The organism is Methylophaga sp. F-2, assembly GCF_056859315.1.
In genome coordinates this window covers 22,703-45,533 of the sequence record NZ_JBSXOF010000020.1, presented here as the reverse complement: position 1 = coordinate 45,533, position 22,831 = coordinate 22,703, and the positions used below count along the sequence as shown (strand labels likewise).

At 44.0% G+C, this 22,831-nt stretch carries 21 protein-coding genes; 6 read left to right on the top strand and 15 right to left on the bottom strand.

Translation table 11 applies throughout. The features are described 5' to 3' along the window. Positions 1-6 precede the first annotated feature (6 nt). A complete protein-coding gene (locus tag AC13DA_RS13960; RefSeq protein ID WP_273178981.1) occupies positions 7-1,728 on the top strand; it encodes a carbamoyltransferase family protein in 1,722 nt (573 codons plus the stop codon). Between the two features lie 19 nt (positions 1,729-1,747). Further along, positions 1,748-2,791: a DUF6625 family protein gene (locus tag AC13DA_RS13955; RefSeq protein ID WP_273178982.1), complete on the top strand. Its 1,044-nt coding sequence runs from the start codon at positions 1,748-1,750 to the stop codon at positions 2,789-2,791. On the opposite strand, the gene AC13DA_RS13950 is transcribed toward AC13DA_RS13955, so the two are convergent. Genes AC13DA_RS13950 through rfaP form a run of 5 tightly spaced genes read right to left on the bottom strand, consistent with a single transcriptional unit; the run spans position 2,735 to position 7,699 of the window. After that, a complete protein-coding gene (locus tag AC13DA_RS13950; protein ID WP_273178984.1) occupies positions 2,735-3,331 on the bottom strand; it encodes a YrbL family protein in 597 nt (198 codons plus the stop codon). The two genes, AC13DA_RS13955 and AC13DA_RS13950, sit on opposite strands and share 57 nt — an antisense overlap. After that, entirely contained in the window at positions 3,324-4,358 is a 1,035-nt protein-coding gene (gene galE / locus AC13DA_RS13945; RefSeq protein ID WP_273178986.1) for a UDP-glucose 4-epimerase GalE, read from the bottom strand. The genes AC13DA_RS13950 and galE overlap by 8 nt, the downstream gene beginning before the upstream one ends. Beyond that, positions 4,355-5,434, bottom strand: coding sequence for a glycosyltransferase family 4 protein (locus tag AC13DA_RS13940; protein ID WP_482945989.1), 1,080 nt, complete (start codon positions 5,432-5,434; stop codon positions 4,355-4,357). Before AC13DA_RS13940 ends, galE begins: the two co-directional genes overlap by 4 nt. Positions 5,435-5,490: 56 nt before the next feature. Next, positions 5,491-6,909, bottom strand: coding sequence for a lipopolysaccharide kinase InaA family protein (locus AC13DA_RS13935; protein ID WP_482945988.1), 1,419 nt, complete (start codon positions 6,907-6,909; stop codon positions 5,491-5,493). Then, a complete protein-coding gene (gene rfaP, locus AC13DA_RS13930) occupies positions 6,899-7,699 on the bottom strand; it encodes a lipopolysaccharide core heptose(I) kinase RfaP (RefSeq protein WP_284450480.1) in 801 nt (266 codons plus the stop codon). The genes AC13DA_RS13935 and rfaP overlap by 11 nt, the downstream gene beginning before the upstream one ends. Before the next feature lie 128 nt (positions 7,700-7,827). Between rfaP and AC13DA_RS13925 the strand changes: the two genes are divergently transcribed. The 3 genes from AC13DA_RS13925 to AC13DA_RS13915 are packed head-to-tail and all read left to right on the top strand — an operon-like array spanning position 7,828 to position 10,387. Further along, positions 7,828-8,382, top strand: a complete 555-nt coding sequence (locus AC13DA_RS13925) for a D-sedoheptulose-7-phosphate isomerase (protein WP_273178995.1) — start codon at positions 7,828-7,830, stop codon at positions 8,380-8,382. 8 nt (positions 8,383-8,390) lie between these two features. Further along, entirely contained in the window at positions 8,391-9,581 is a 1,191-nt protein-coding gene (locus tag AC13DA_RS13920) for an FAD-dependent oxidoreductase (RefSeq protein ID WP_284450479.1), read from the top strand. Further along, positions 9,581-10,387 (top strand): aldo/keto reductase, encoded by an 807-nt coding sequence (locus AC13DA_RS13915; RefSeq protein ID WP_284450478.1) that lies wholly within the window; start codon positions 9,581-9,583, stop codon positions 10,385-10,387. The genes AC13DA_RS13920 and AC13DA_RS13915 overlap by 1 nt, the downstream gene beginning before the upstream one ends. A gap of 13 nt (positions 10,388-10,400) precedes the next feature. Here the strand turns inward: AC13DA_RS13915 and hldE are convergent, their stop codons facing one another. From hldE to AC13DA_RS13895, 4 genes are read right to left on the bottom strand one after another with little or no spacing between them, the layout of a single operon-like run. Then, positions 10,401-11,846: a bifunctional D-glycero-beta-D-manno-heptose-7-phosphate kinase/D-glycero-beta-D-manno-heptose 1-phosphate adenylyltransferase HldE gene (gene hldE, locus AC13DA_RS13910; RefSeq protein ID WP_284450477.1), complete on the bottom strand. Its 1,446-nt coding sequence runs from the start codon at positions 11,844-11,846 to the stop codon at positions 10,401-10,403. A 38-nt stretch (positions 11,847-11,884) separates the two neighbouring features. After that, complete coding sequence (waaC, locus tag AC13DA_RS13905) at positions 11,885-12,922, bottom strand: lipopolysaccharide heptosyltransferase I (RefSeq protein ID WP_284450476.1); 1,038 nt, start codon at positions 12,920-12,922, stop codon at positions 11,885-11,887. Positions 12,923-12,929: 7 nt separating this feature from the next. Continuing rightward, a complete protein-coding gene (locus tag AC13DA_RS13900; protein ID WP_284450475.1) occupies positions 12,930-13,877 on the bottom strand; it encodes a homoserine kinase in 948 nt (315 codons plus the stop codon). Positions 13,878-13,903: 26 nt separating this feature from the next. Further along, a complete protein-coding gene (locus AC13DA_RS13895) occupies positions 13,904-14,236 on the bottom strand; it encodes a DUF2782 domain-containing protein (protein ID WP_007144524.1) in 333 nt (110 codons plus the stop codon). 95 nt (positions 14,237-14,331) lie between these two features. Here AC13DA_RS13895 and polA point away from each other — a divergent pair, with 95 nt between their 5' ends. Further along, on the top strand, positions 14,332-17,082 hold the full coding sequence (gene polA / locus AC13DA_RS13890) for a DNA polymerase I (protein ID WP_284450474.1): 2,751 nt from the start codon (positions 14,332-14,334) through the stop codon (positions 17,080-17,082). Positions 17,083-17,084: 2 nt separating this feature from the next. Here polA and AC13DA_RS13885 read toward each other — a convergent pair whose 3' ends face one another. From AC13DA_RS13885 to lptM, 6 genes are all read right to left on the bottom strand, one after another. Next, positions 17,085-18,338 carry a hypothetical protein gene (locus AC13DA_RS13885; RefSeq protein WP_284450473.1) on the bottom strand — a complete coding sequence of 418 codons (1,254 nt, stop codon included), beginning with the start codon at positions 18,336-18,338 and terminating at the stop codon, positions 17,085-17,087. A gap of 621 nt (positions 18,339-18,959) precedes the next feature. Next, positions 18,960-19,871: a tyrosine recombinase XerC gene (xerC, locus tag AC13DA_RS13880; RefSeq protein ID WP_007144520.1), complete on the bottom strand. Its 912-nt coding sequence runs from the start codon at positions 19,869-19,871 to the stop codon at positions 18,960-18,962. Beyond that, the gene (locus tag AC13DA_RS13875; protein ID WP_284450472.1) at positions 19,861-20,571 is read right to left on the bottom strand and encodes a DUF484 family protein; all 711 of its coding nucleotides are present in this window, start codon (positions 20,569-20,571) and stop codon (positions 19,861-19,863) included. Before AC13DA_RS13875 ends, xerC begins: the two co-directional genes overlap by 11 nt. After that, positions 20,547-21,395, bottom strand: coding sequence for a diaminopimelate epimerase (dapF, locus tag AC13DA_RS13870; protein ID WP_284450471.1), 849 nt, complete (start codon positions 21,393-21,395; stop codon positions 20,547-20,549). The genes AC13DA_RS13875 and dapF overlap by 25 nt, the downstream gene beginning before the upstream one ends. A 3-nt stretch (positions 21,396-21,398) precedes the next feature. Then, positions 21,399-22,649, bottom strand: coding sequence for a diaminopimelate decarboxylase (gene lysA, locus AC13DA_RS13865; RefSeq protein WP_284450470.1), 1,251 nt, complete (start codon positions 22,647-22,649; stop codon positions 21,399-21,401). Between the two features lie 7 nt (positions 22,650-22,656). Continuing rightward, a complete protein-coding gene (gene lptM / locus AC13DA_RS13860; protein ID WP_007144516.1) occupies positions 22,657-22,785 on the bottom strand; it encodes an LPS translocon maturation chaperone LptM in 129 nt (42 codons plus the stop codon). Between the last annotated feature and the right edge of the window lie 46 nt (positions 22,786-22,831).

The window sequence follows — 22,831 nt, the reverse complement described above, 5'->3', positions numbered from 1 at the left end:
CACATCATGATCGTTTTAGGTTTGTCTGGCGCGGTAAATCACGACGCCTCCGCTGCTTTATATATTGATGGAAAGCTTGTAGCTGCTGCTGAAGAGGAGCGCTTTCTCCGTGACAAGCATGCCAAAGGAAAAATGCCCTACGAGGCAACTAAATTTTGTTTGGAACAAGCTGGTATTCGTCCCGATCAGATTGATATTGTAGCTTTCCCTTACGCCGAAATTGGTCTGAAATCACCCGCCCGCTGGCATTATGCTAAACGTCATTGGTATGCTCCAGACCGAGCACTTACCGCCTTATTCAGTGGCAATCGTCGATATTGGCGTAATCACCGAAATGTGATGAAGCTATTAGATGATCTGGGTATCGGCGCAAATCGCGTTAAATTTGTTCCCGTCGAACATCATTTAGCTCATGCCAGCAGTGCTTACCATCTAAGCGGTTTCAAAGAAAAAACAGCCATTATCGGTATCGATGGTAAGGGTGAATATGCCACCACGTTCTTTGGTTATGGTGAAAATGGCAAGATTCATAAAATCAAAGAATTCTATGATCCAGATTCGCTTGGTGGGGTTTATGGAGCACTGACTGAATACCTTGGTTTTGAAATGCTGGATGGCGAGTTCAAAGTGATGGGTATGGCCCCTTACGGTGATCCTAAACGTTTCGATTTTTCACGCTTGATTGACTACAAAGACGGTGAATTCAAAGTCAATACAAAACTAGTGAACGTTGTAGGTACCCGCCGTTTCAAAAAGAACGGCAAAGGTTACTTTTTCAGCCCTGAATTAATTGAATGGCTCGGGCCAATGCGTGAAGGTGATGAAAAAGACGAGCCTTACATCGACTATGCCGCCAGTATCCAAGATCTGTTAGAAAAGACAGCCTTAAAACTCATTGATTTTTATCTCGGTGACATTATTAAAGAGACCGGCAAAATTGCTTATGCAGGCGGTGTTGCATTAAACGTCAAACTGAATCAACGTATTATCGCCATGCCTGGCGTTAAAGAACTGTTTGTACAACCGGCTGCAAGTGATGCGGGTACGGCCATTGGTGCGGCCAGCTATGCTTCACAATTAGCGGGGGTACCAGTAGAAAAAATGGAACATGTCTACTTAGGACCTGCGTATACAACAGAACAATGTATTGAAGCATGTGAGCAATACGAGCAGCCAGTCAAATGGCAACGAATGACCAATGTTACTGCAGAAACAGCCAAAATTCTGGCTGATGGTAATCCGGTTTCCTGGTTTCAGGGACATATGGAGTTCGGACCTCGCGCTTTAGGTAACCGCAGTATTCTCGGCTCACCCAGCCATCCTGGGGTTGCTGACAGAATTAATGCCCAAATCAAATACCGTGAACGCTGGCGTCCATTCTGTCCGAGCATGCTGAATACAATCGCACCAGAAATACTACAGACGGATCACCCTAGTCCATATATGACATTTACGTTTGATGTGGCAGAAAGCTGGAAATCACGCATTCCAGAAGTCGTACATGAAGATGGAACAGCCCGTGCTCAAATTGTCACAAAGGCCACCAATCCTCGTTATTACTCACTGCTTCAGGAAATGGAGAAACTTACCGGTAATGGCGTGGTACTTAACACTTCTCTGAATCGCCGTGGTGAACCAATGGTATGCAGCCCTACAGATGCATTGAATATGTTCTTTGGCTCAGACTTAGAATACTTAGTCATGGAAGATATACTCATTACTAAATAATACATCAGGATTAGTGAAAATGACGGAACAAATTCACGATACTGTTACACAAGCAAAGCGACGGACAGCTACAACAGTAAATAATAAAATTGTTGTAGTTATTCCTTATTTTGGGCATTGGCCAGAATGGATAAATTTGTATATTGAAAGTTGTAAATTTAACCATGATATCGATTGGTTGTTTTATACAAACTGCCCTTTGCCAGAGAATCACTCAGACAATATCAAATATATTCAAATCTCTTTTTCAGAATATAAGTGTTTAGTCTCCAAACAGCTAGGGATTACATTTAATCCAAATAATGCCTACAAACTCTGTGATTTAAAACCAGCCTTGGGGTATATCCACAGAGATGAGATTAGAGAATATGACTTTTTTTGTTTTGGTGATATTGACGTTATTTATGGTGATTTACGTCGTTTCCTTACAGATGACCTTCTAAACAAATACGATGTAATAGGAACGCATGACTTGCGTCTTTCCGGGCATTTCTGTGTGTTTAGAAATAATCAGCGTAACCGTGAAGCATTCATGCAGATAAAGGATTGGAAAAAATATTTATCAAATCCAAACCACGTCAGTCTTGATGAATCAAAGTTTTCAAAAATTTTTATACCTCATAGAAAACACCCTCTATGGTTACGCAAACTCTGGTCTTTAAGCTCAAGATACCAACGAAAAGTCCTCTTTCGTGAGCAATATACAACTATCCTCTCACCGATACCTTGGTTTGATGGCTCGAAAACGCACCCTAAAGAATGGTATTGGTACAAAGGTAAATTATTAAATGAGCGAAATGAGCGTGAATTTATGTACTTACATTTTATGAACTGGAAGTCAAATCGTTGGTTACCCAAACAATATCGGCATATGCCTGCAGCTTGGAGTGAGGTGAAAGATATAATCAATATTGATTGGAAAAGCGTAAATGAAAATGGTTTTCAGATTTCAGAGAGCGGTTTCACTCCAATAAAAAAAGCAATCAAAGATAAGTTAACTCAACTATCAAATTCTCTTACAAATAACCTCTATTTGCTGTTGACTATCATCACGCTTCAATAATTGTTTAAACTTTCCCCATTTCCGTTCAATTTTCTTTCTGCCGAAAAAACGAACATAACTACTAATCGGTACGATGTCCGAGTTACCTATATTATCGATAATCAAACATCTCACGCCGTCGTTTCGCAGCTGCAAAACCATATTTTTAGGCTTAAGCGTCATGGTAATAATATTCTGCTCTAGCAAGTCCCGCTTCAATTTAATCAGCGCCTGACTAATGGATTCGACTAACTCTGGTGTCGAGCTCAGATTATCCAGATAAAACGCCAAAGTTTTGGACACTTGCCGATCATCATCACGAATCAAATCAAAGACAGCGCCAGGGCCCATATTTGTTTCTTCGTTACCGTAAAACTGGGGTAAGCTGATCCAATCAATATTTCGGCGCTGCAGGAACCGATAATAAGCCTGTTCTCGACGAGTCTCTTCCTTACCCCGTAAAACAACGACCTTCACACATTTTGAATCATCGTCAGGATGGACATGGACTTCTCTGTGTAATCCTTTTCCGACTAATGTAGCGGGCGATAATTCAAGCATCGCCATATCCATTAGGGTTTTGACTTTGCCAGCGCCAGGCATCCGTCACCATATCATCCAGTGTTTTCTCAGCGGTCCATCCCAATAGTGATTTTGCTAAGGCCGGATCGGCATAATTAATTGCCACATCTCCCGCACGGCGGTCGACAATTTTATAATTCACTTGCTTGCCCGATGCCTGTTCAAAAGCAGCGATCACTTCAAGTACGCTGTATCCCTGCCCCGTGCCCAGATTAACCGCTTTACAGCAGGGTGCTGTCGCATCCGATTCCAGCCAGTTCAGCGCCTCAAGGTGTCCCCGAGCTAAATCCATCACATGGATATAGTCTCGAACACCTGTGCCATCAACGGTGTCATAATCGCCTCCAAAAACGGATAAGCACTCTCGTTTACCAATGGCTGTTTGCGTGACATAAGGCATCAGATTATTTGGAATAGCGCTCGGGTCTTCACCAATAAGACCAGACTCGTGTGCACCAGCTGGGTTAAAGTAACGTAATAACACCACACTAAGTTCATCAGGTGTCGCTTTGACCATATCTGCCAGAATTTCTTCTATCATCAGTTTGGTACGGCCATAAGGATTCGTTGCCGAAGTCGGAAACGTTTCATTTACGGGCATTGAAGCCGGATCGCCATAGACGGTGGCTGATGAACTGAATACAAAGTTTTTCACGGAAAATTGCTGCATCACCTCTAATAAAACAAAGGTGGCATCCAGATTATTTTGGTAATACATCAAAGGAAAAGCACAGGACTCACCCACAGCTTTTAATCCTGCCAGGTGAATAACAGCATCAATAGGATGGGTATTAAAAATACCTTGTAAAGCCGCTTTATCACGACAATCTGCTTTGTAAAAAGCGATTTTTTTCCCTGTAATCTGACTTACTCTATCGATAGCTAAAGAGGAGCTATTACTAAGATTGTCCACGACCACGACATCAAATCCTGCTTCCAGTAACACTACACAGATATGCGAGCCAATATACCCTGCACCGCCGGTAACCAAGACCGTTGTTGTCATTGTTTTTTCCTTTTTTGTTTTGCCTGTGACCTAATCACTGCGGCTGCCTGTTGCGGCATACTGTACAAATCTTCCGTCGCAGCATAGTGCAAAGCGTGCTCAGACCATTGTTGTAATTTATCTTTATCTAACATTTCAACAAGATCTAAGGCTGTTTGCTGTGCACTATCGGCATTCTTAATAACCAGACCGGCATCGGCCTTAATCACATGTTTGGTATAACCACAGACATCAGAAACTAACACGGGTAGACCAGCAACCATGGCTTCCAGAATAACCGTACCCGTATTTTCCTTTCTGGCTGGATGAATTAATAAATCAGCCGCCAGAAGAAAGCGCGGAATATCTGAACGTCCACCAAGAAATGTTACTCGTTCAGCAATACCAGATTGTTTTGCCTGACGCTGTAAATACCGGTTATCACCATCGCCAACGATCATTAATCGGGTTTGCTGTTTAAGTTTGTCGGGTAAGTTGGCTAAGGCGGCAATCGCCCGATCAACCCCTTTTGTTTTAAAGCCCGTGCCCACCATCAATAGCAACCACTCATCTGCACGAATATTAAACTCTTCTCGCAGTTGCAAACGAATTTGTTCAGCATCGGCTGGACGTTGTCTGTCACGGTCAATGCCTGGAGGTAAGCTGACTAAGCGCTGTTTTGGCGTACCGTAATGCTGCTCAAACAAAGCTTGTTGCACATCGGAGATCATCATCGATACGGTGCTTGACTGTTTACCAAAAACGGCTTCTTCACAGGCTTTATAAAATCTGACTCGTCCAGAATACTGTAATAAAACATGCAAAGGGTGGGATTTAATACGGTCGATATAACAAGGATCTGCCGCATAATAAACATCGAGTCCAGGCATTTTATTAAAGCCAATAACGAGGTCATAAGCACCCTGATGTAATTGTGGCAGAACTTGATCTATATAAGATTGCAATCGGGCATGATTACTCCAGCCGGATGTTTCAATAATCTGCACATTAAACTGTTCAGGCACCTCACCCTGCCATTCCATCACATAAACATCGACCGTATCATCGTCCTGAAGACAGCATTGCATGATATTCATAAAATCACGTGCAAGCCCGCCAAAAGGAAAAAATTTATATAAACAAACGGCGTATTTCATAAACGTATTTTTTGTCTTTGTAGCATCACTCTGAAAAAAGCCTCCAGCTCAGGATTCTTCCAGTTTTTCAGGAAGCGTTTTTTATCTTGCAAGTTAGCCATGACTGCCTGTTTTTTATTGGTATATTCTCGCATGGCATCTAAATCGATTAGCCAGACTTTGCCTTTTACATCTAATAACAAGTTTTGTGCTTTCATATCGCCATGACCCAACTTCGCTATTTCAAGGCCAGCGAAAATGTCTTGAATCTGGTGCACTTCAGACTCGGTAGGCATTCGCTGTTGATAGACATCCAACAACTCCTCAGCCTCCCGATATTCACTAATAAAATAAGCTATACGTCTCAATGGACCAAAGCGCTGCTCAATAAAAGCGAGAGGCATTGTTGTCGGAATGCCCATAAACATCAGTAAGTTTGCATTACGCCAGGATATAGTAGCGCGGCTTGGTCGCCAGCAACGGCTCAGTGCATGACCAAGACTTTTAATATTGTAACGTTTAATCACAACATCAAGGCCGCCCATCTGAGTACGTAACACCGTAGCGGTATTACCGGCCTTTAATATCTGTGCATCAGTGAATAATGCTTCAATATCGTCAACTGACTGAATCTGGCTCTGTTGCCAAAAGTCACGTTTGGCAGCGACCTGCCAGCGAAAGTTCTGTTGATAAAAGGTCATCGTACAGGGGCGAAAACACTTCTTAAGATACTGTGACTTTCTTTTTTGCCAAACCTTTTCCAGCCTTGTTGTAAACTGCTGCTGTTCATCCTCAGTGTATTCCCAGCCACGACCGTGATAATACATCTCGATCAGTGGTTTTAGCGTCATTTGTTCCTGTAGTGAGAATTGAGCAATGAGTCGCGCCAGATTAGTTAAACTGGTGTCCTTATCAAGTGCTTTTCCATCGTTTGATTGTTTAACAGAACCCAGGTCAAGCAACACAAGTTCATGCCCATTGAGCAATAGATTATCAAGATGAATATCGTCTTGATAAAGCCCACCCAGATGCAGAGTCAGCATTAACGTTGATAGCAATTTCAAACGTTCTGGAGATGAATCACCAAGCTGAAAACGCTCACTGTTTTCTATAAATTGATATATCAGTGCAGAACCATGAGCTTCCTCAACCGTCGCTAATAATGCCGGCGTGTTTACCTCACTATCTTTTACCGCATCAATACCCTGAATTTCTCGCTGAAAGTCTTTCTGCGCTTTGCCTTCACTCGCAAAAAGTTTAATGATTACAGCCTTTCCAGCACTGTCTAATGCCTTAATCACTAAACGGCGCCCAGGCAAATCACGAAGAACTTGCTGGCATTGAAACGTTTGCTGCTGCAGCTGTAACTCAAAAGGCAGCTCAGGCCGAGTTACAGGATTGATGATGGCATTGATATCTGACATTTTATTCAGCATATAAGGTATCTGCCCGCTGTTTAACCTGCTGCCACAAATCAGCCTGTTGGGTTAATGCCTCACGCAAAGGTAGCTGAGTGTAAGTTTTGATAAACCGAAATAAATCACGTTGTGTCAGCGGCACGGCATAAGCCGAGAAGTATAAGCTACCCAGATCTTTTATTTGCCAGCGACGTGGGACTTTCAGCCGGATCTGAGCACGGTGAAGATCGATAAGATAGATTGGCATTGTTGGCTGATAAATATTCGTTTCAGCAAACGACTTATCCAACAAAAAGTGACAAAGATAAAAATCCCGATGGTTCATGCCGTTTTTATGCATAGTCCCTGCGATATGGGCCAACTTCTGAATTAACTGGTATTTACTTGTGAATGATGGCGGCGTATTTCGCCATTGTTGGCCCAGATATTCCAGACTCATCGTGTCGGTTAAATCATCGGTAATCACAAATGAATGACGCTTCGCCGGATTCCAGCCTTTTTCACCGTAACCGGCTAGGGTCATTGTATCCAGATCATGAGACTGTAAAAACTGCACCGCCTGCCATTCATTACGGGCACTGATGATCGGCAAACGTAATGACAGCAGGTTCTTTACAATTTCAGCCCAGCCAACGCCTTGATGATATTTAAGAAAATAGCTTTTCTGATTCACCTTAAACCGTAAAGTACGTCGCCCCTCTTTATCACGAAAAATCTCACCCGGTATGGTCTGTAACCAGGTAAATATGGCTTTATCCTGCCAGGCATGAGCTAATTCTTCACGTAGATAGAGAGTGTATGTTTTCATTCAGTTTTATGATGTGATTCAGTCAAACTCAGTTATGGCTTAAAACCGCCAGTCAGTCTGAATTTTGTTAAACTGTCGATGTCAAAAAGTGAGATGTTATCATCACTACACCAGTTTAAGGGGAAGCCGTGTCATTTAAAGCCACCATCACACGCCATCAGGCGATGATCGAAAGTCTGTTTGCACTTGAACCACAAGTCACAGCACTTGCTGCTCGTATTGCAAGCTGTGTGAAACAAGGCAATAAAATTCTGTTCTTTGGCAATGGTGGCAGCGCGTCTGATGCGCAACATTTAGCTGCCGAATTTGTGGTTCGTTATCACAAAGATCGTCGTCCCTATGGTGCCATCGCCTTAACAACAGATACGTCTATTCTGACTGCTCACAGTAACGATTATCAGTTTGATACCGTATTTGATCGCCAAATTGCTGCTTTAGGGCGTCCAGGTGATATTGCGATTGGTTTATCCACATCCGGTAATAGCGGTAATGTCATTAACGGTATTAAAACCGCAAAAGAAATGGGCATTTGGAGCTGTGCGTTTACTGGTGAAGGTGGCGGGAAATTAGCTGAAATAGCTGATGAATATATTGCCGTCCCAGTCAAAGAAACGGCACGCGTGCAGGAAGGGCATATTCTGATCGGTCACTGGCTGTGTGAAACCCTCGACGAAACAGACTAAATTTATTCATGACGCAAACCACACTTAACACCGATGTTGTCATTATCGGCGCAGGTATTGCTGGCCTGTGGCTTCATCATCGCCTTAACGATATGGGTATTCACGCCATCTTGCTGGAACACGGACACATTGGCCAAGGACAAACGCTCAGCTCACAGGGCATTATTCATGGTGGCAGTAAATATGCCCTTAATGGTGTGTTATCCAAAGCCGCGCAGGTCATTAGCACCATGCCTGCCCGTTGGAAAAGCGCCTTAAATGGTGAAGGTGATATTGATCTCCGCTCAGTGAGAAAACTGGCGGATCATCAATTGTTATGGTCTAAAGACAAGCTGTCCTCAAAAATGGTGTCGTTTTTTGCCAGCAAAGCTTTAAGTAGTCGTATGCAACGGGTAGAGAAACGCGAGGCACCGGCATTATTTCAGGATGCCGGCTTTAAAGGCACGCTCTATCAGCTTGATGAGCCTGTGTTAGATATTCCAAGTCTGCTAACAAAGATCACTGAAAAGTGGCACTCACGTATGCTTTTAGTACCTAAAGATAGTCAATATCATTGGCAACGCACAGGGCAAAAAGTAGAAACGGTTCAGATTGGTGATATGACAATCCATGCAAAGCAGTTTGTTTTGACCGCAGGCGAAGGCAATGAAGCCCTGCTGCAATCATTAGGTATCAAACAGCCCGCGATGCAACGTCGCCCCTTGCAGATGGTGTTATGCAAAAGTCACGACTCAACTCAGCCATTGCCAACGATCTATGCTCATAGCCTGGGAAGTGGTTCCAAGCCGATAGCAACGATTTCCAGCCATAAAACACAACAAGGCGAGACCGTATGGTACATCGGCGGTTATATTGCCGAAGAAGGTGTCGGTAAATCCCGAGAAAACTTGATTGCTGAAGCAAAGCAGCTACTCAACAATATTCTGCCCTGGTTTGAACTTCCAGATCTGGATTGGGCAACACATGCCGTTAACCGCGCGGAGCCTAAACAATCCAGCCTGACTCGGCCTGATAATGCCTTTATTGATTCACAACAGAATATTCATATTTGCTGGCCAACCAAATTAGCCTTGGCACCAGATTTAGCCGATCAGGTACTGAAAGCAATCAATGTCGACGCCATAGAAAAACAGACTTACGACAATCCTGACTTTCCTCATCCAGAAATCGCTAAACCGTTATGGGACAGAGCATTCTGATGGCCTATTTAGAACGAAGAAATCCGATAGCGGATACTGGACTAAGCGTGTCCCCACTGGGGATGGGCACCGTTAAAATCGGTCGTGATAAAGCAGTGAAATACCCTGATGGCTTTCAGATTCCAGATGATGAACAAGTGATGATATTACTTGAACAAGCCTGGGAATCCGGTATCAATCTGATCGACACGGCACCGGCTTATGGACGCAGTGAACAACGTCTTGGACAGTTATTAAAAAAAGTCCGGCGCGAGTGGATCATTGCCACCAAAGCCGGTGAATATTTTGATGCGGAAACAGGTGAATCGCATTATGACTTCACCCCTGAATCACTGATTAAAAGTATTGAAAACAGTTTGAAAACCCTACATCGAGATGAATTAGATATTGTATTGATTCACTCTGATGGCAATGATGAACAGATTATTCGTCATCATGGGGCGCTGGAAGTCTTAGCTGACTTAAAACAACGCGGCTGGATTCGCGCCAGTGGCATGTCGACTAAGACCGTCACAGGCGGTCTATTAACGTTGGAACAGTCCGATATCGCCATGGTGATGCATAATCTGCAGTATCAGGAAGAACAGTCGGTGATTGAACAAGCCGCCAAACTTAATAAAGGCATTTTTATTAAAAAGGCTTTGGGCAGCGGTCATCTTGCAAAAAATTCAGCCGATGATAATGTTCAGGCAAACTTCGACTTTATCTTTAATGAACCAGCAGTCAGTAGTGTGATTATCGGTACGATTAACCCTGACCATCTGCGTGACAATATCAGTAAAGTTGTTAAGGCTTTGACGAAATAAATACGAACTAAAACTAGCTTCGTTGATTGATTTTATTCACTATAGCCGTCGTTGAGCAGTTTTCCACCAGCCCCATCACTTTGACTTCACCGCCGTAAGCTTCAACGATTTCCCAGCCAACGACACCTTGTTTGTCGTAGTCGCCCCCTTTCACCAGAATGTCTGGTTGAATCAGTCGCAATAAAGCTTCTGGTGTATCACCGGGGAAACAGGTCACCCAGTCCACATCCGCCAGTCCGGCAAGCACCGTTAAGCGTCGGTCTGCGGTATTAATCGGCCGACCTTCGCCTTTTAACTTGGTGACTGATTCATCGGTATTAATAGCAACAATCAGGCGGTCACCCAATGCTCTGGCCTGCTGCAAATAAGTCACATGCCCGGCATGCAAAATATCAAAACAGCCATTGGTAAACACGACTTTCTCACCACGTTTTTTGGCTTGTTCTACCGCCATTTTTAACTGTTCAACCGTAACAGCACCACCAATACAGTGATCCGTGTTGTTAATGCCCTGATGACGTTCATATTCCTGACGTAGTTCAGGCTCACTGACCGTAGAGGTTCCCAGTTTTGTGACAACAATACTGGCAGCCACATTAGCTAATGTCACCGCCTGCTCAAGGCTTACACCGGCCGCTAATGCCGTGGCTAATGTTGAAATCACGGTATCGCCTGCACCTGTAACGTCGGCGACCTCTTTGGCGATAGCGGGTAAGTGGAATTCCGGCTGTTCCACCTGAACCAGCGTCATACCATGTTCACTGCGAGTAATCAGAATCGCTTTAATATTCAGTGTTTTAATCAGCGTCTGCGCTTTACTGATAAGATCCTGTTCTGATTCTACTGCACCGACAACCGCTTCAAATTCACTCATATTCGGTGTAATCAGATCGGCGCCACGATATTTAGTAAAGTCATCGCCTTTAGGATCAACCAGTACGGTAATTTGCTTGTTTCTGGCTTTTTCAATCCAGTACTGAGGGTGAGCTAAGGTGCCTTTGTTATAGTCTGACAGGACAATCACTTTCGCGTTGTCAGTGACATGCTCTGCTAAGTGCTCCATATCCTGAGCCACTTGTTCAGTAAAGCGTTTTTCAAAGTCGAGACGAATCAGTTGTTGATGACTGCTAATGACTCGCGATTTGATAATTGTGCAGGCATGAGCGGCTTGATGGAACAGACAATTCACACCCACCGCATGAAGTTTTTGTTTGAGAACATTGGCGGCTTCATCGGCACCGGTAATGCCCGTAATATTGCATTGCGCACCAAGTGAAGCAATATTCATGGCTACGTTGGCCGCGCCACCCGGCACATCTTCCAAACGGTCCACATTCACTACCGGCACCGGGGCTTCAGGTGAAATACGGCTAGCTTTGCCATAGTAAAAACGATCGAGCATCAAGTCACCAATAACAGCAATGCGAGCTTGATGGAATTCAGGAAAATCAAATTTCATAATGCGGTTTTATCACGCCAGAATAGAAGTCAGAGGCGTTATTGTGCTTGTAAAACGGCAGCGAGTCTATTCCAGACTTGGTCGGGTTGCATCTCAGCCATACACACCGGCATACCGGATTTCGCCTCAGGCAAAGGACAACGACGTTTATAACAAGGTGAACACGACATTCCGGTAATCAAGTGTTGCTGATGATGACCGGCGGTACCAATCAGATGGGTATCTGTTGAGCCATATAAGGTAATTGCCGGTTTATCCATCATCGCGGCCATATGCGCAAGACCGGTATCGCTACAGAGAGCCGCTTTTGCGCCTTGCATAATAGCCACGACATTATCAAGTGGTAACCGGGGCAAGGTATAAGCATGGTCACTCACAGCGGCAATCTGCAATGCACGTTGATACTCTTCATCATTCCCTGATGGAATCACCACAGAATACCCAGCCTCAACGGCTTTTAATGTGAGCGCCTGCCAGTGTTGCACTGGCCATAATTTAGTTAACCAGCTCGCATTGTGAACTAGCATCACATACTTTTTGGGTAACTCAAATGCTAATTGCGGCAACTGGCAATGTGCTAAATCCACACCATAGTCTGGCTCAGTGTCAGGCTGCGGATAATCAAGGGCTTTCGCCATGATCTGACGCATACGCTCAACCGCGTGTTGGTTAGGATTCACATTGATTTTATGACGGTAGGCCAGATAAGCAGGCTTCTCACGACAACTGTATTTATCCAGACCCGCAACAGGACCCTTTCTTAACAGGCTGACCAACGCACTTTTCAGATTGTTTTGCATATCAATCACAAGGTCATAGTCATCGAGATTTAATGCTTTATAAAAATGTCCAATCTCGCCATTGAACAAATGACCGAACCAATTCTGACGCCAGCGCCGATGTGATGTGGTGATGACTCGTTTTACACGAGGATGCCATTGCGGCACGGCGGCAAAGGCACTATCAACCACCCAGTCAAATTCAATATCTGGGAATACTTGAGCGGCATCAGTGAGCGCCGGCAGAGCATGCATCAGATCGCCCATTGAAGTCAGTTTAATTATCAGAACGCGCATCAGCTGTTTAGTTAAAATCCAGCGTTAGAGGATGCTCACGGTGATACTTGAGAATGGATAAAAACGCATCCGGGTTTTTAATTTGAGTCAGCTCACCTTCACGGGGAAAGAGTTGATCCTGTAATCGAGACAGCCAGAAACGCAGTGCTGCTGCCCGACAAACCATATTCCAGTTAGCCTGCTCAGATTCTGTTAATGCCCTTTTCTGCAGATAGTGTGTCATAAGCGACTGATAACGTGTGGCTTCGGGTAAACCATCCTCACCGACACACCAGTCATTGACGGCAACGGCCAGGTCATAAAGTAAATATTCATCACTGGCAAAATAAAAGTCGATAATACCGCTTAGTTTGTTCCCTTCGAATAAAGCGTTATCACGAAACAAGTCTGAATGCGTAACCCCTTCAGGGAGACCTAACGTCGCATAACCTTGCTGATAAGCAAGTTCATTTTTCAATATGCTCGTTCTTTCATCATCCAACTGAGGCAATAACTGTTGTGCCGTTTGCTGCCGCCATTCAGGTCCGCGTTCAGAGGGCCGTCGTGATTGAAACGACTGTCCAACTAAATGCATATCAGCCATCACAGCACCAATTTGTGCGCATTGTTCAATGGTGGCGGTGGCATTGACACCTCTACCAGGTAATCGCACAACTAAAGCTGCGGGTTTACCACACAATTTTTTGAGATAATGCCCCTGGCTATCTGCTTCCGGATGGGCAGAAGGAATGTCGTTCATGTAGAAAAACGTCATCACATCTAGAAAATACGCTAACTCACCAAAGGTGTGTTGCTCAAATAAAGTGAGCACATACTCACCTTTGCTTGTGGTGACAAAATAATTGGTATTCTCGATGCCGTCACTGATGCCCTGATAGAACACCAATTCTCCGACCGAATAATCACTTAGAAACGCGACTAAATCGTCGCGCTCGACTTCAGTATAAACTGACATTAAAAGAACTCAGATAAATAAACGACTTACCACTCCAATAGAATCCAGTTTGGCACGGCACCAGAGTCCAGCTCAAAGCTTTTTGTCTCCAGAGAACCGTCACCATCAGAATCCATCAAGTAATAAGGTTTGCCGATAGATGGCGTGACTTTAATCATATAAAGTTGACCGTTCATACGATATTCTTCAACCGTACGGTCATCTTCCTGAATAATATTAATATCGGGCTCCATGCTTTCACCGCTTTGTAATGGCTCAGGAATCACAGGTGGTTTTTCCATCACTGATTTTTCATCTGCCCAAACTTGGGTTGTCATTACCAGGGTAACTGCGCATACAATAGCGAATTTGTTAAACATGTGGATGCTCCGTGTCATTTGGCACTAAAGATAGCATTTCCGCTGCTTGGAGAAAAGCAGTCTGTTCCCTATTATCCAATTGGTCGTTATAACTTATGAGTCAATCTGCCCCTTTCGTTCTGGTCGACGGTTCTTCTTACCTTTATCGCGCATTTCATGCCATGTTCAAAGCCGATCTCCGAAACTCCGCCGGTGAACCAACGGGGGCTGTCAGAGGTGTGACCGCGATGTTACGTCGATTACTGGCCGATTATCCCAACAGTCCAATTGCCGTCATCTTTGATGCGAAAGGTAAAACCTTCCGTGATGAACTTTTTGCTGAATATAAGGCGCAGCGTCCGCCGATGCCGGATGACTTACGTTCGCAAGTGCAGCCTGTACACGACATTATTAAAGCGATGGGCCTGCCACTACTGGTCATTGATGGGGTCGAGGCAGATGATGTCATTGGCACCTTTGCACGTCAGGCTACCGAAAAAGGTCTGGATGTGGTTATCAGCACAGGTGATAAAGATATGGCCCAACTGGTCAACCAGCATGTCACACTGGTGAATACCATGACAGAAACCGTGCTAGATATCGAAGGTGTGAAAGAAAAGTTTGGTCTGCCACCAGAACTGATTATCGACTTTCTGGCATTAATGGGCGACAAGGTGGATAACATTCCCGGTGTGCCCGGTGTCGGTGAAAAAACGGCATTGAGTCTGTTACAAAACCTGGGCAGTCTGAAAGATATTTACGCCAATCTGGAAGCGGTTCGTGAGCTTGATTTTCGCGGTGCGAAAAAAATGCCGGAAAAACTGGCTGAAAATAAAGAAATGGCTGATCTAAGTTATCAACTCGCCACAATAAAATGTGATGTTGAATTAGATATTCATCTTGAAGACATTAAAAATCAGCCTCAAGACACTGAAGCACTGCTTGAATTGTTTAAAAAACTGGAATTTCGCAGTTGGATAAGCGAATTACAATCGTCTGAAAGTGCCTCCATATCAGATAACGATGCTCTCGCAGAAACAAGTAAAAACACCACTGAGCAACATTACGAAACGATTCTTGAACAACAGCAATGGCAGGCCTGGTTAGACAAACTGCAAAAAGCCGATTTATTTGCTTTTGATACGGAAACCACCAGTCTTGATTATCTTGATGCCCGAATTGTCGGTGTGTCGTTTGCCGTGAAAGCAGGTGAAGCCGCTTATTTACCGTTAAAACATGACTATCCAGGCGCACCAGACCAATTGGACTTTGATGAGATTATGCATGATCTCAAACCCTTACTCGAAAGTCCTAAGCACCTCAAAGTCGGCCAAAATCTGAAATACGATCGACATGTTTTACTCAACCATGGCATTGACCTGCAAGGTATTGCTCATGACACCATGCTCGAGTCCTACGTGCTTGATAGTACGGCCACACGACATGATATGGATTCCTTAGCGCAAAAATATCTGGGCCGAGACACCATTCACTTTGAAGACATTGCCGGCAAGGGTAAAAAACAGCTCACCTTCAATGAAATTGGCATAGAACAAGCGTCGCCATATGCGGCTGAAGATGCTGATATCACCTTACAACTCCATCAGACACTCTGGCCAAAAATTGAAAAGATTCCTTCTCTCGCCAAGGTCTATAAAGAGCTGGAAATGCCATTATTGCCAGTGTTAAACACACTTGAACGTAATGGCGTCAATATTGATATCTGGATGTTGCAACAACAAAGCGACAATATGGCCAGACAAATTGCCGATCTCGAAGAACAGGCATACACCGTTGCTGGTCAGAAATTTAATCTGGGTTCACCAAAACAATTGCAGGAAATTCTTTACAAGAAACAGCAATTACCCGTGAAAAAGAAAACGCCTAAAGGCCAGCCATCAACGGCAGAGGAAGTCTTACAAGAATTAGCAGATGAAGGTTATGAACTGCCACAAATCATTATGCAATACCGTGGACTCAGCAAACTGAAATCCACTTATACCGATAAGCTGCCATTGCAGGTCAATAAATCCAGTGGGCGAGTACACACTTCGTATCATCAGGCCGTCACCGCTACTGGACGATTATCCTCATCGGATCCCAATTTACAGAATATCCCTATTCGTAGTGAGAATGGTCGTCGCATTCGTGAAGCCTTTGTTGCTTCTGATGGTTATGTTTTATTGGCAGCGGATTATTCACAGATTGAACTGCGAATTATGGCGCACTTATCAGGTGATAAAAGCTTACTCAATGCCTTTGCCAATGGTGAAGACATTCACCGCCATACCGCTTCAGAAATATTTGGCGTCGCATTAGAAGAAGTCACCAGCGATCAACGACGCAGCGCTAAAGCCATTAATTTTGGCCTGATTTATGGCATGTCAGCTCACGGCCTTTCCCGTCAACTCGGCATCGAACGTCATCAGGCTGCGGACTATATGAATGTATATTTCGAACGTTACCCCGGTGTTCGTCAGTACATGGATAACACCCGCCAGCAGGCCAAAGATCAGGGTTATGTTGAAACCATCTTTGGACGCCGTCTGTACCTACCAGAAATTAACTCCAGTAATGGTATGCGCCGCCAATATGCCGAACGTACCGCGATTAATGCCCCGATGCAGGGCAGCGCTGCTGACATCATCAAACGCGCCATGATTGATATCCATACTTGGTTATCTAACGCCGATACTGGCATCAAAATGATCATGCAAGTACACGATGAGTTAGTGTTTGAAGTACCGAAAGACCAGCTTGATATGGCAAAAAACACTATCGAAGACTTTATGATTAAGGCTGCAGAATTAAAAGTGCCGCTGGAAGTCGGGATTGGTGTGGGTGATAACTGGGAACAAGCACATTAGCTTTATATTTTTTTAGGAAACAATACCGATGGGAATGGAGGTTCAAGCTCTAAAGTCATCATGTCAGGTTCGCCTTGTTCTATATTCCCTTTTTTTAAGCTACATGATTTTATGATCCAACCATCGTTAAAACATCTCACAAGGTTATCATTCTCATCTATACGATACACATCTCGAAGATTGCTTTTACCAGCTAAAGCATCTACAACTAAATTAGTGGGTACATCAAAAATGACTCTAGTTCCTCTTGTTCTCATCGTTAAGTTTCCATTATTTCGCCTATACGGCTCTGTACTTTCTGGCTCAAACTTTTCTAATCTGAAAGAATAATTCCAACGATTAAAATTAAAAGTTTTAATTTCTGATACGTCTTTTTCCATAAGAGGGACTTTTGTATCAGGGTTAAGAAATATTTTTGAAGAGGCTCTCCTAAAATTGGCACTAAAACCTTCTACTGCATCATTAATAGATACAGTTATTACCGCTGATAACCCACTAGACTTCATGAAGCCAGCACCAATGGCTTGACTCAATGTAATCTCCGGAAAATGAGTATTTGTATCAGATAATACTCGGTTTTGATCTGTACCGATGCAAACTATTCGAGGCTCATCTACAGAGTGTTGACGTGCTTTTTCCTTTAGTAGTCGATATACAGAGTGTTGTTTAATATCTGTTGGAACCTCTTGCACAAGCCCTCCGCTAAATGAAATAGATGCTTTTGGGTTATAAGTAAGTTCTATCGAGAAAGCTGAGTGTTTGAATTGTAAAACCGTATCCGGGTGTTTTTCTATTTCCAAATAAAACCGTTTCAATTCAGGATCATTCAGAAAAATTTTTTTCTGATGAGAGCCAGGTAAAACTCTAACTGGTCCAGCTTTGTGATCATTATTTCCATCAAATCGATAACTTACTTTCGCTGGGTCAATATTGCGTCTACTCACTTCTTTATTAAGCCAGTTAACCACCTCCATACTTAGACGCTCTTGCTTCCAAAACCGACCGTATAAGAAAGCTACTTCAATCCAAATTTTTCCACCTGACTTTAGGTTAATTAGAATATCTGGGCTGGCTCCAGATAAAGGTTCATACTCAACAGTGCCATGTCTCGAAGCCTCCTCTAAAACAAGTAATTCCCAAATTGCAGCAGAACGAGTCTCAGCATTTATTAAATTTCCTCTGATCATATTAAGCCGATGCCCGACACATAACTCACAACGTCTTAAAAGCTCTACAACTTGTTCTTCAGTTAACATTTCTGCCTACACTAAATATATTGGCTTGATTTAGTCTCTTATAAATTCGCCTTAATGGCGAGTCAGGGAAATGTTTGCCCATTTCCCTAACAACCCTAGGGCACCCCACAGTGCTGGCCTGCGGCTTCACTCGTCATAACATTGATTCAGGCGGTCGGCTAAAACTCGCTTCGCTCACAAATTTGTCTGGAACAAATTTGGACGCCGATGGCGCCCAAAGGGTGAGTGGCATGGATGCCACGAATCAAACACTAGCCTCCCTCAGACCTGAATAAATGTCACTCCTCGTCAGCACAAACGGGGGATTAGAAAAGCCCCATTTTCCCGTCTATTGCCGCTAAAAATTCGCTGTATTTTATGGATTAAGTGGGCACGTGTTTGAGCGCAGCGAGTTGGTGTCCACGCCATAAAATGCAGTGAATTTTTAGAGAAAAGGCAATATCGGGTGCCCTTTTGTTTGGTTCGTTTATTTTGGGCATGCAAAATAAATGAATGCCTTGCGGCAGCGATATCAATGTAAATGTACGGCGATTAACTCAAAATAATATTACTAGTCAGCAACTGATGTTAAATTGGATTTTATTTATAAAGTCAGACTTAGACGATAAATAGTGATTATATTTAGGAGTCTGAACGCTTTTTCGCTCGCGGATGAGCCGAATCATACACCTTAGCAAGATGCTGAAAATCCACATGAGTATAAATCTGTGTCGTGCTGATATCGGCATGCCCGAGCAGCTCTTGGACCGCACGTAAATCACCACTGGCTTCAAGCATATGCGAAGCAAAAGCATGTCTTAATCTGTGTGGGTGAACACGATCAGAAATCCCTTGTTTTTTACCCCAGTAGCTCAATCGTTTTTGGATGGAACGTACCCCTAAACGTCGTCCTTGTTGAGTAATAAACACGGCTGGCTGGTCAAAAAAACCCAGCTGATCGCGTTTATCTAACCAGTCCTTCAGTGCTGCCAAGGCTTTGCCACCGAAAGGACAGACACGGTCTTTATTCCCCTTGCCGGTGACATGAACCAAATGATCACCAAAATCGATATCTCGTAATTCCAGTGCAGCCAGCTCGGCTAAACGTAAGCCTGAGGAATAAAACAATTCCATTATGGCTCTGTCTCTGGCTGCGACAAAGGTATCGGGACGTGTGTTGTCCAGTAAGGCATTCATCTGATCAACATCCAATGTTGATGGCAATCTTTTTTCACTTTTTGGGGCTTGAACCGCTTTAGCCGGATTACTCTCAGCCAAACCAAATTTGATAAGAAATTGATAAAAGGAACGTATCGAAGACAACATACGCTGGATGGTCCGACCAGACAGTCCTTTTCTATGCAAAAAAGCAATGAACTGTCTGAGCTGACTGGACTTAAGCACGGTCCAGTCTGAGATGTTTTGTTGCTCGACATATTCAGCAAGCTGGAGCAAGTCCCGGCGATAGTTACTCACCGTATGCTCCGACAGACGACGTTGCAGCGACAAATTGTCAAGGAAATCGTCTATCGGATTGATTATCTCATTGCGCATGCTGTTGGTGAGTATGTTGTCTAATCACTCGCATCACCACTTCACCTAAAAAACTCAGATAATCGGTGGCCATATCCGCATGAAACCGGTTAGCATCAACACTGCCAATGGCCAATAAGCCCGCACAAGGTTGATGCCCTAAAGGCAGGCAGGCAACAGAGTTAATTGCCTCTGCACGCTCATCAAACAATAGCCCTTTCTGTGCTTTTGTCAGTCGACCACACACGGGTTCCTGTTTGGTAAATAAATTATCAAATATACGTAGTTTTTTATCATCAGCATGAAGCTGTGACACATTTGCTGCAACCTGAGGCAAATCAAGTTTGTGCTGTCCCTGATAAAACAATCTTAGCGCAACATCATCCGCTGCAAACTCCTGTTTTAGCTCGGTCTGGATTAAGTTAATCAGATCGGCCAAATCCACTGCATCCATGACACTTAAACATAAACTATGTACACGCTTTTCTAGCGCAGCATTACTGTGTGCATTGTCTATCAGAGCATGTAACTGTTCATTTAACTGTTGGTTTTTCTCTTGTAAACGTTGAGTTTGTCTCTGGGCAAGGGAAATCGTCCCTTCCGGAGAGCTGTTAAGGTTCAGCGACTCCAGCAGATGAGGCTGCTCAAGAAACAGATCGGGGTGGGCCTCTAAATACTGTTCAATCTGTTCCAGTGTTAAATCTGTTGTAGTGTCGACCACGCAATTTCTCCGTCAAATACATGCTCTGCAGGGCCGGTCATCCATACAGAGGCATTTTCATCTGGCCAGCTAATGTGCAACTGCCCTCCTGGTAAAGAGACAGTCACATCTCTGGCTAATAATCCTCGGCGAATCCCCGTTACGACTGCGGCACAAGCCCCTGTACCACAAGCTGTCGTTTCACCCGAACCACGCTCAAAAACACGCAACCGAATCGTTTCTGAGTTCACAAGTTGCATGAAGCCAACATTCACTCGTTCTGGAAAACGTGTATGAGACTCCATGGCAGGACCTATTTTTTCTACCGCAGCAGTGTCGACATTGTCCACCAGCATCACTGCATGCGGATTGCCCATTGAGACGCTGGCAATTTCGACTTTATCGTAATCCGGGACATCGATCAGGTAGGTAACCGCTTCTGATTCAGCAATAAACGGCACTTTTTCTGGTGCAAAAACGGGTTTACCCATATCAACGCTGACCAGTCCATCAGCCTGGATTGTCGGATAAATGATGCCTGAAGCGGTCTCTACAGCAATGGTATCTTTGGTTGTTAAACCATAATCACTGACATAGCGGGCAAAACAACGCGCACCATTTCCACATTGTGAGACTTCACCACCATCTGCATTAAAAATCCGGTAACGAAAATCCACGTCTGACGATGATGCTTTTTCAACCAGTAAAAGCTGGTCACAACCGATACCAAAATGCCTATCCGCCATAAAACGAATCTGCTCAGTGGTCAGCTCTACTTTTTGCTGTATGGCATTAATCACAATGAAATCATTGCCTAAACCATGCATTTTGCTGAATTTCAACATCATTTATGCCTGTATAACATGCTCGCCAGCGAATAGATCATTAATCGTTTCACGTTCTCTAACAAGGTGAACCTTATCGCCCTCTACCATCACTTCTGCGGCTCGTGGACGAGAGTTGTAATTTGAACTCATGGCAAAACCATAAGCCCCCGCCGAACGAATAGCTAATAAATCGCCCTGCTTAATCGCAAGCTCACGATCTTTACCCAAAAAGTCACCCGTTTCACAGATAGGACCTACTATGTCATAGCTGACCACTTCTGTATCAGAATGTTGTTTGACTGTTTGGATATTTTGCCATGATTGATAAAGTGCGGGACGTAACAAATCATTCATAGCCGCATCAACAATCGCAAAACATTTCGCTTCTGTTGGCTTAATAAATTCCACTTTTGTTAATAAAATGCCTGCATTGCCAGCAATTGCACGTCCAGGCTCCAACAGAATATCCAACTCACGGTCCTTTAATAACGGTGCCAGCGCTTGTGCATATTCTGCAGGTGTAGGTGGTGTCTCATCGCGATAATGGATACCCAATCCGCCCCCAATATCCAGATGTTTAATCTCAATACCATCTTCAGCAAGTTCATCAATCAATGACAAAACACGCTCTAATGCATCCACAAAAGGCGAAACAGAGGTCAGTTGCGAGCCGATATGACAATCCACCGCAACCACATCCAAATGCGGCATGGCTTGGGTAGAACGATATACCTCACGTGCATCCTCAATAGCGATACCAAACTTATTTTCTTTCAGTCCTGTTGAAATATAAGGATGCGTTTGTGCATCGACATCAGGATTGACTCGAATTGACACAGGTGCTTTTTTGCCTAAACGACCAGCTACTGTGTTAATGCGATCCAATTCAGGAATCGATTCTACGTTAAAGCAACGTATACCGTGTTGCAGTGCATATTCAATTTCCTGCTCCGTTTTGCCGACACCAGAAAATACGGTTTTCGCGGGATCACCGCCAGCAGCTAGCACTCTCGCTAATTCCCCCATGGAGACAATATCGAAACCAGAGCCTTGTTTTGCCAGCACATTTAACACAGCAAGGTTAGAGTTTGCTTTCACGGCATAACAGACAAGGTGAGGATAGGCCGAAAAAGCCTCATCAAAGGCCTTCCAGTGGTTTTCCAGAGCGGTACGAGAATAAATATAGACTGGCGTGCCATATTGCTCCGCAATTTTATCAACCGGCACATTCTCTGCGTGCAAGGTGCCCGCCTGATAATCAAAATAGTTCATTATTACCTTACCCTGCCGCGATTAAATTAGTCTGGCCTTCCGGCAAGTAAAGATCACCTTTTTGTCCACAGCCTGTGACGGCCATCAGTACACAAACCAGCAACGCCAGTCTGGTCCAGCAAGAAATTGCTCGCATTTTATTTCCTCAAAAAATTTATTCGGCAGTATATAACGTCGCAGAC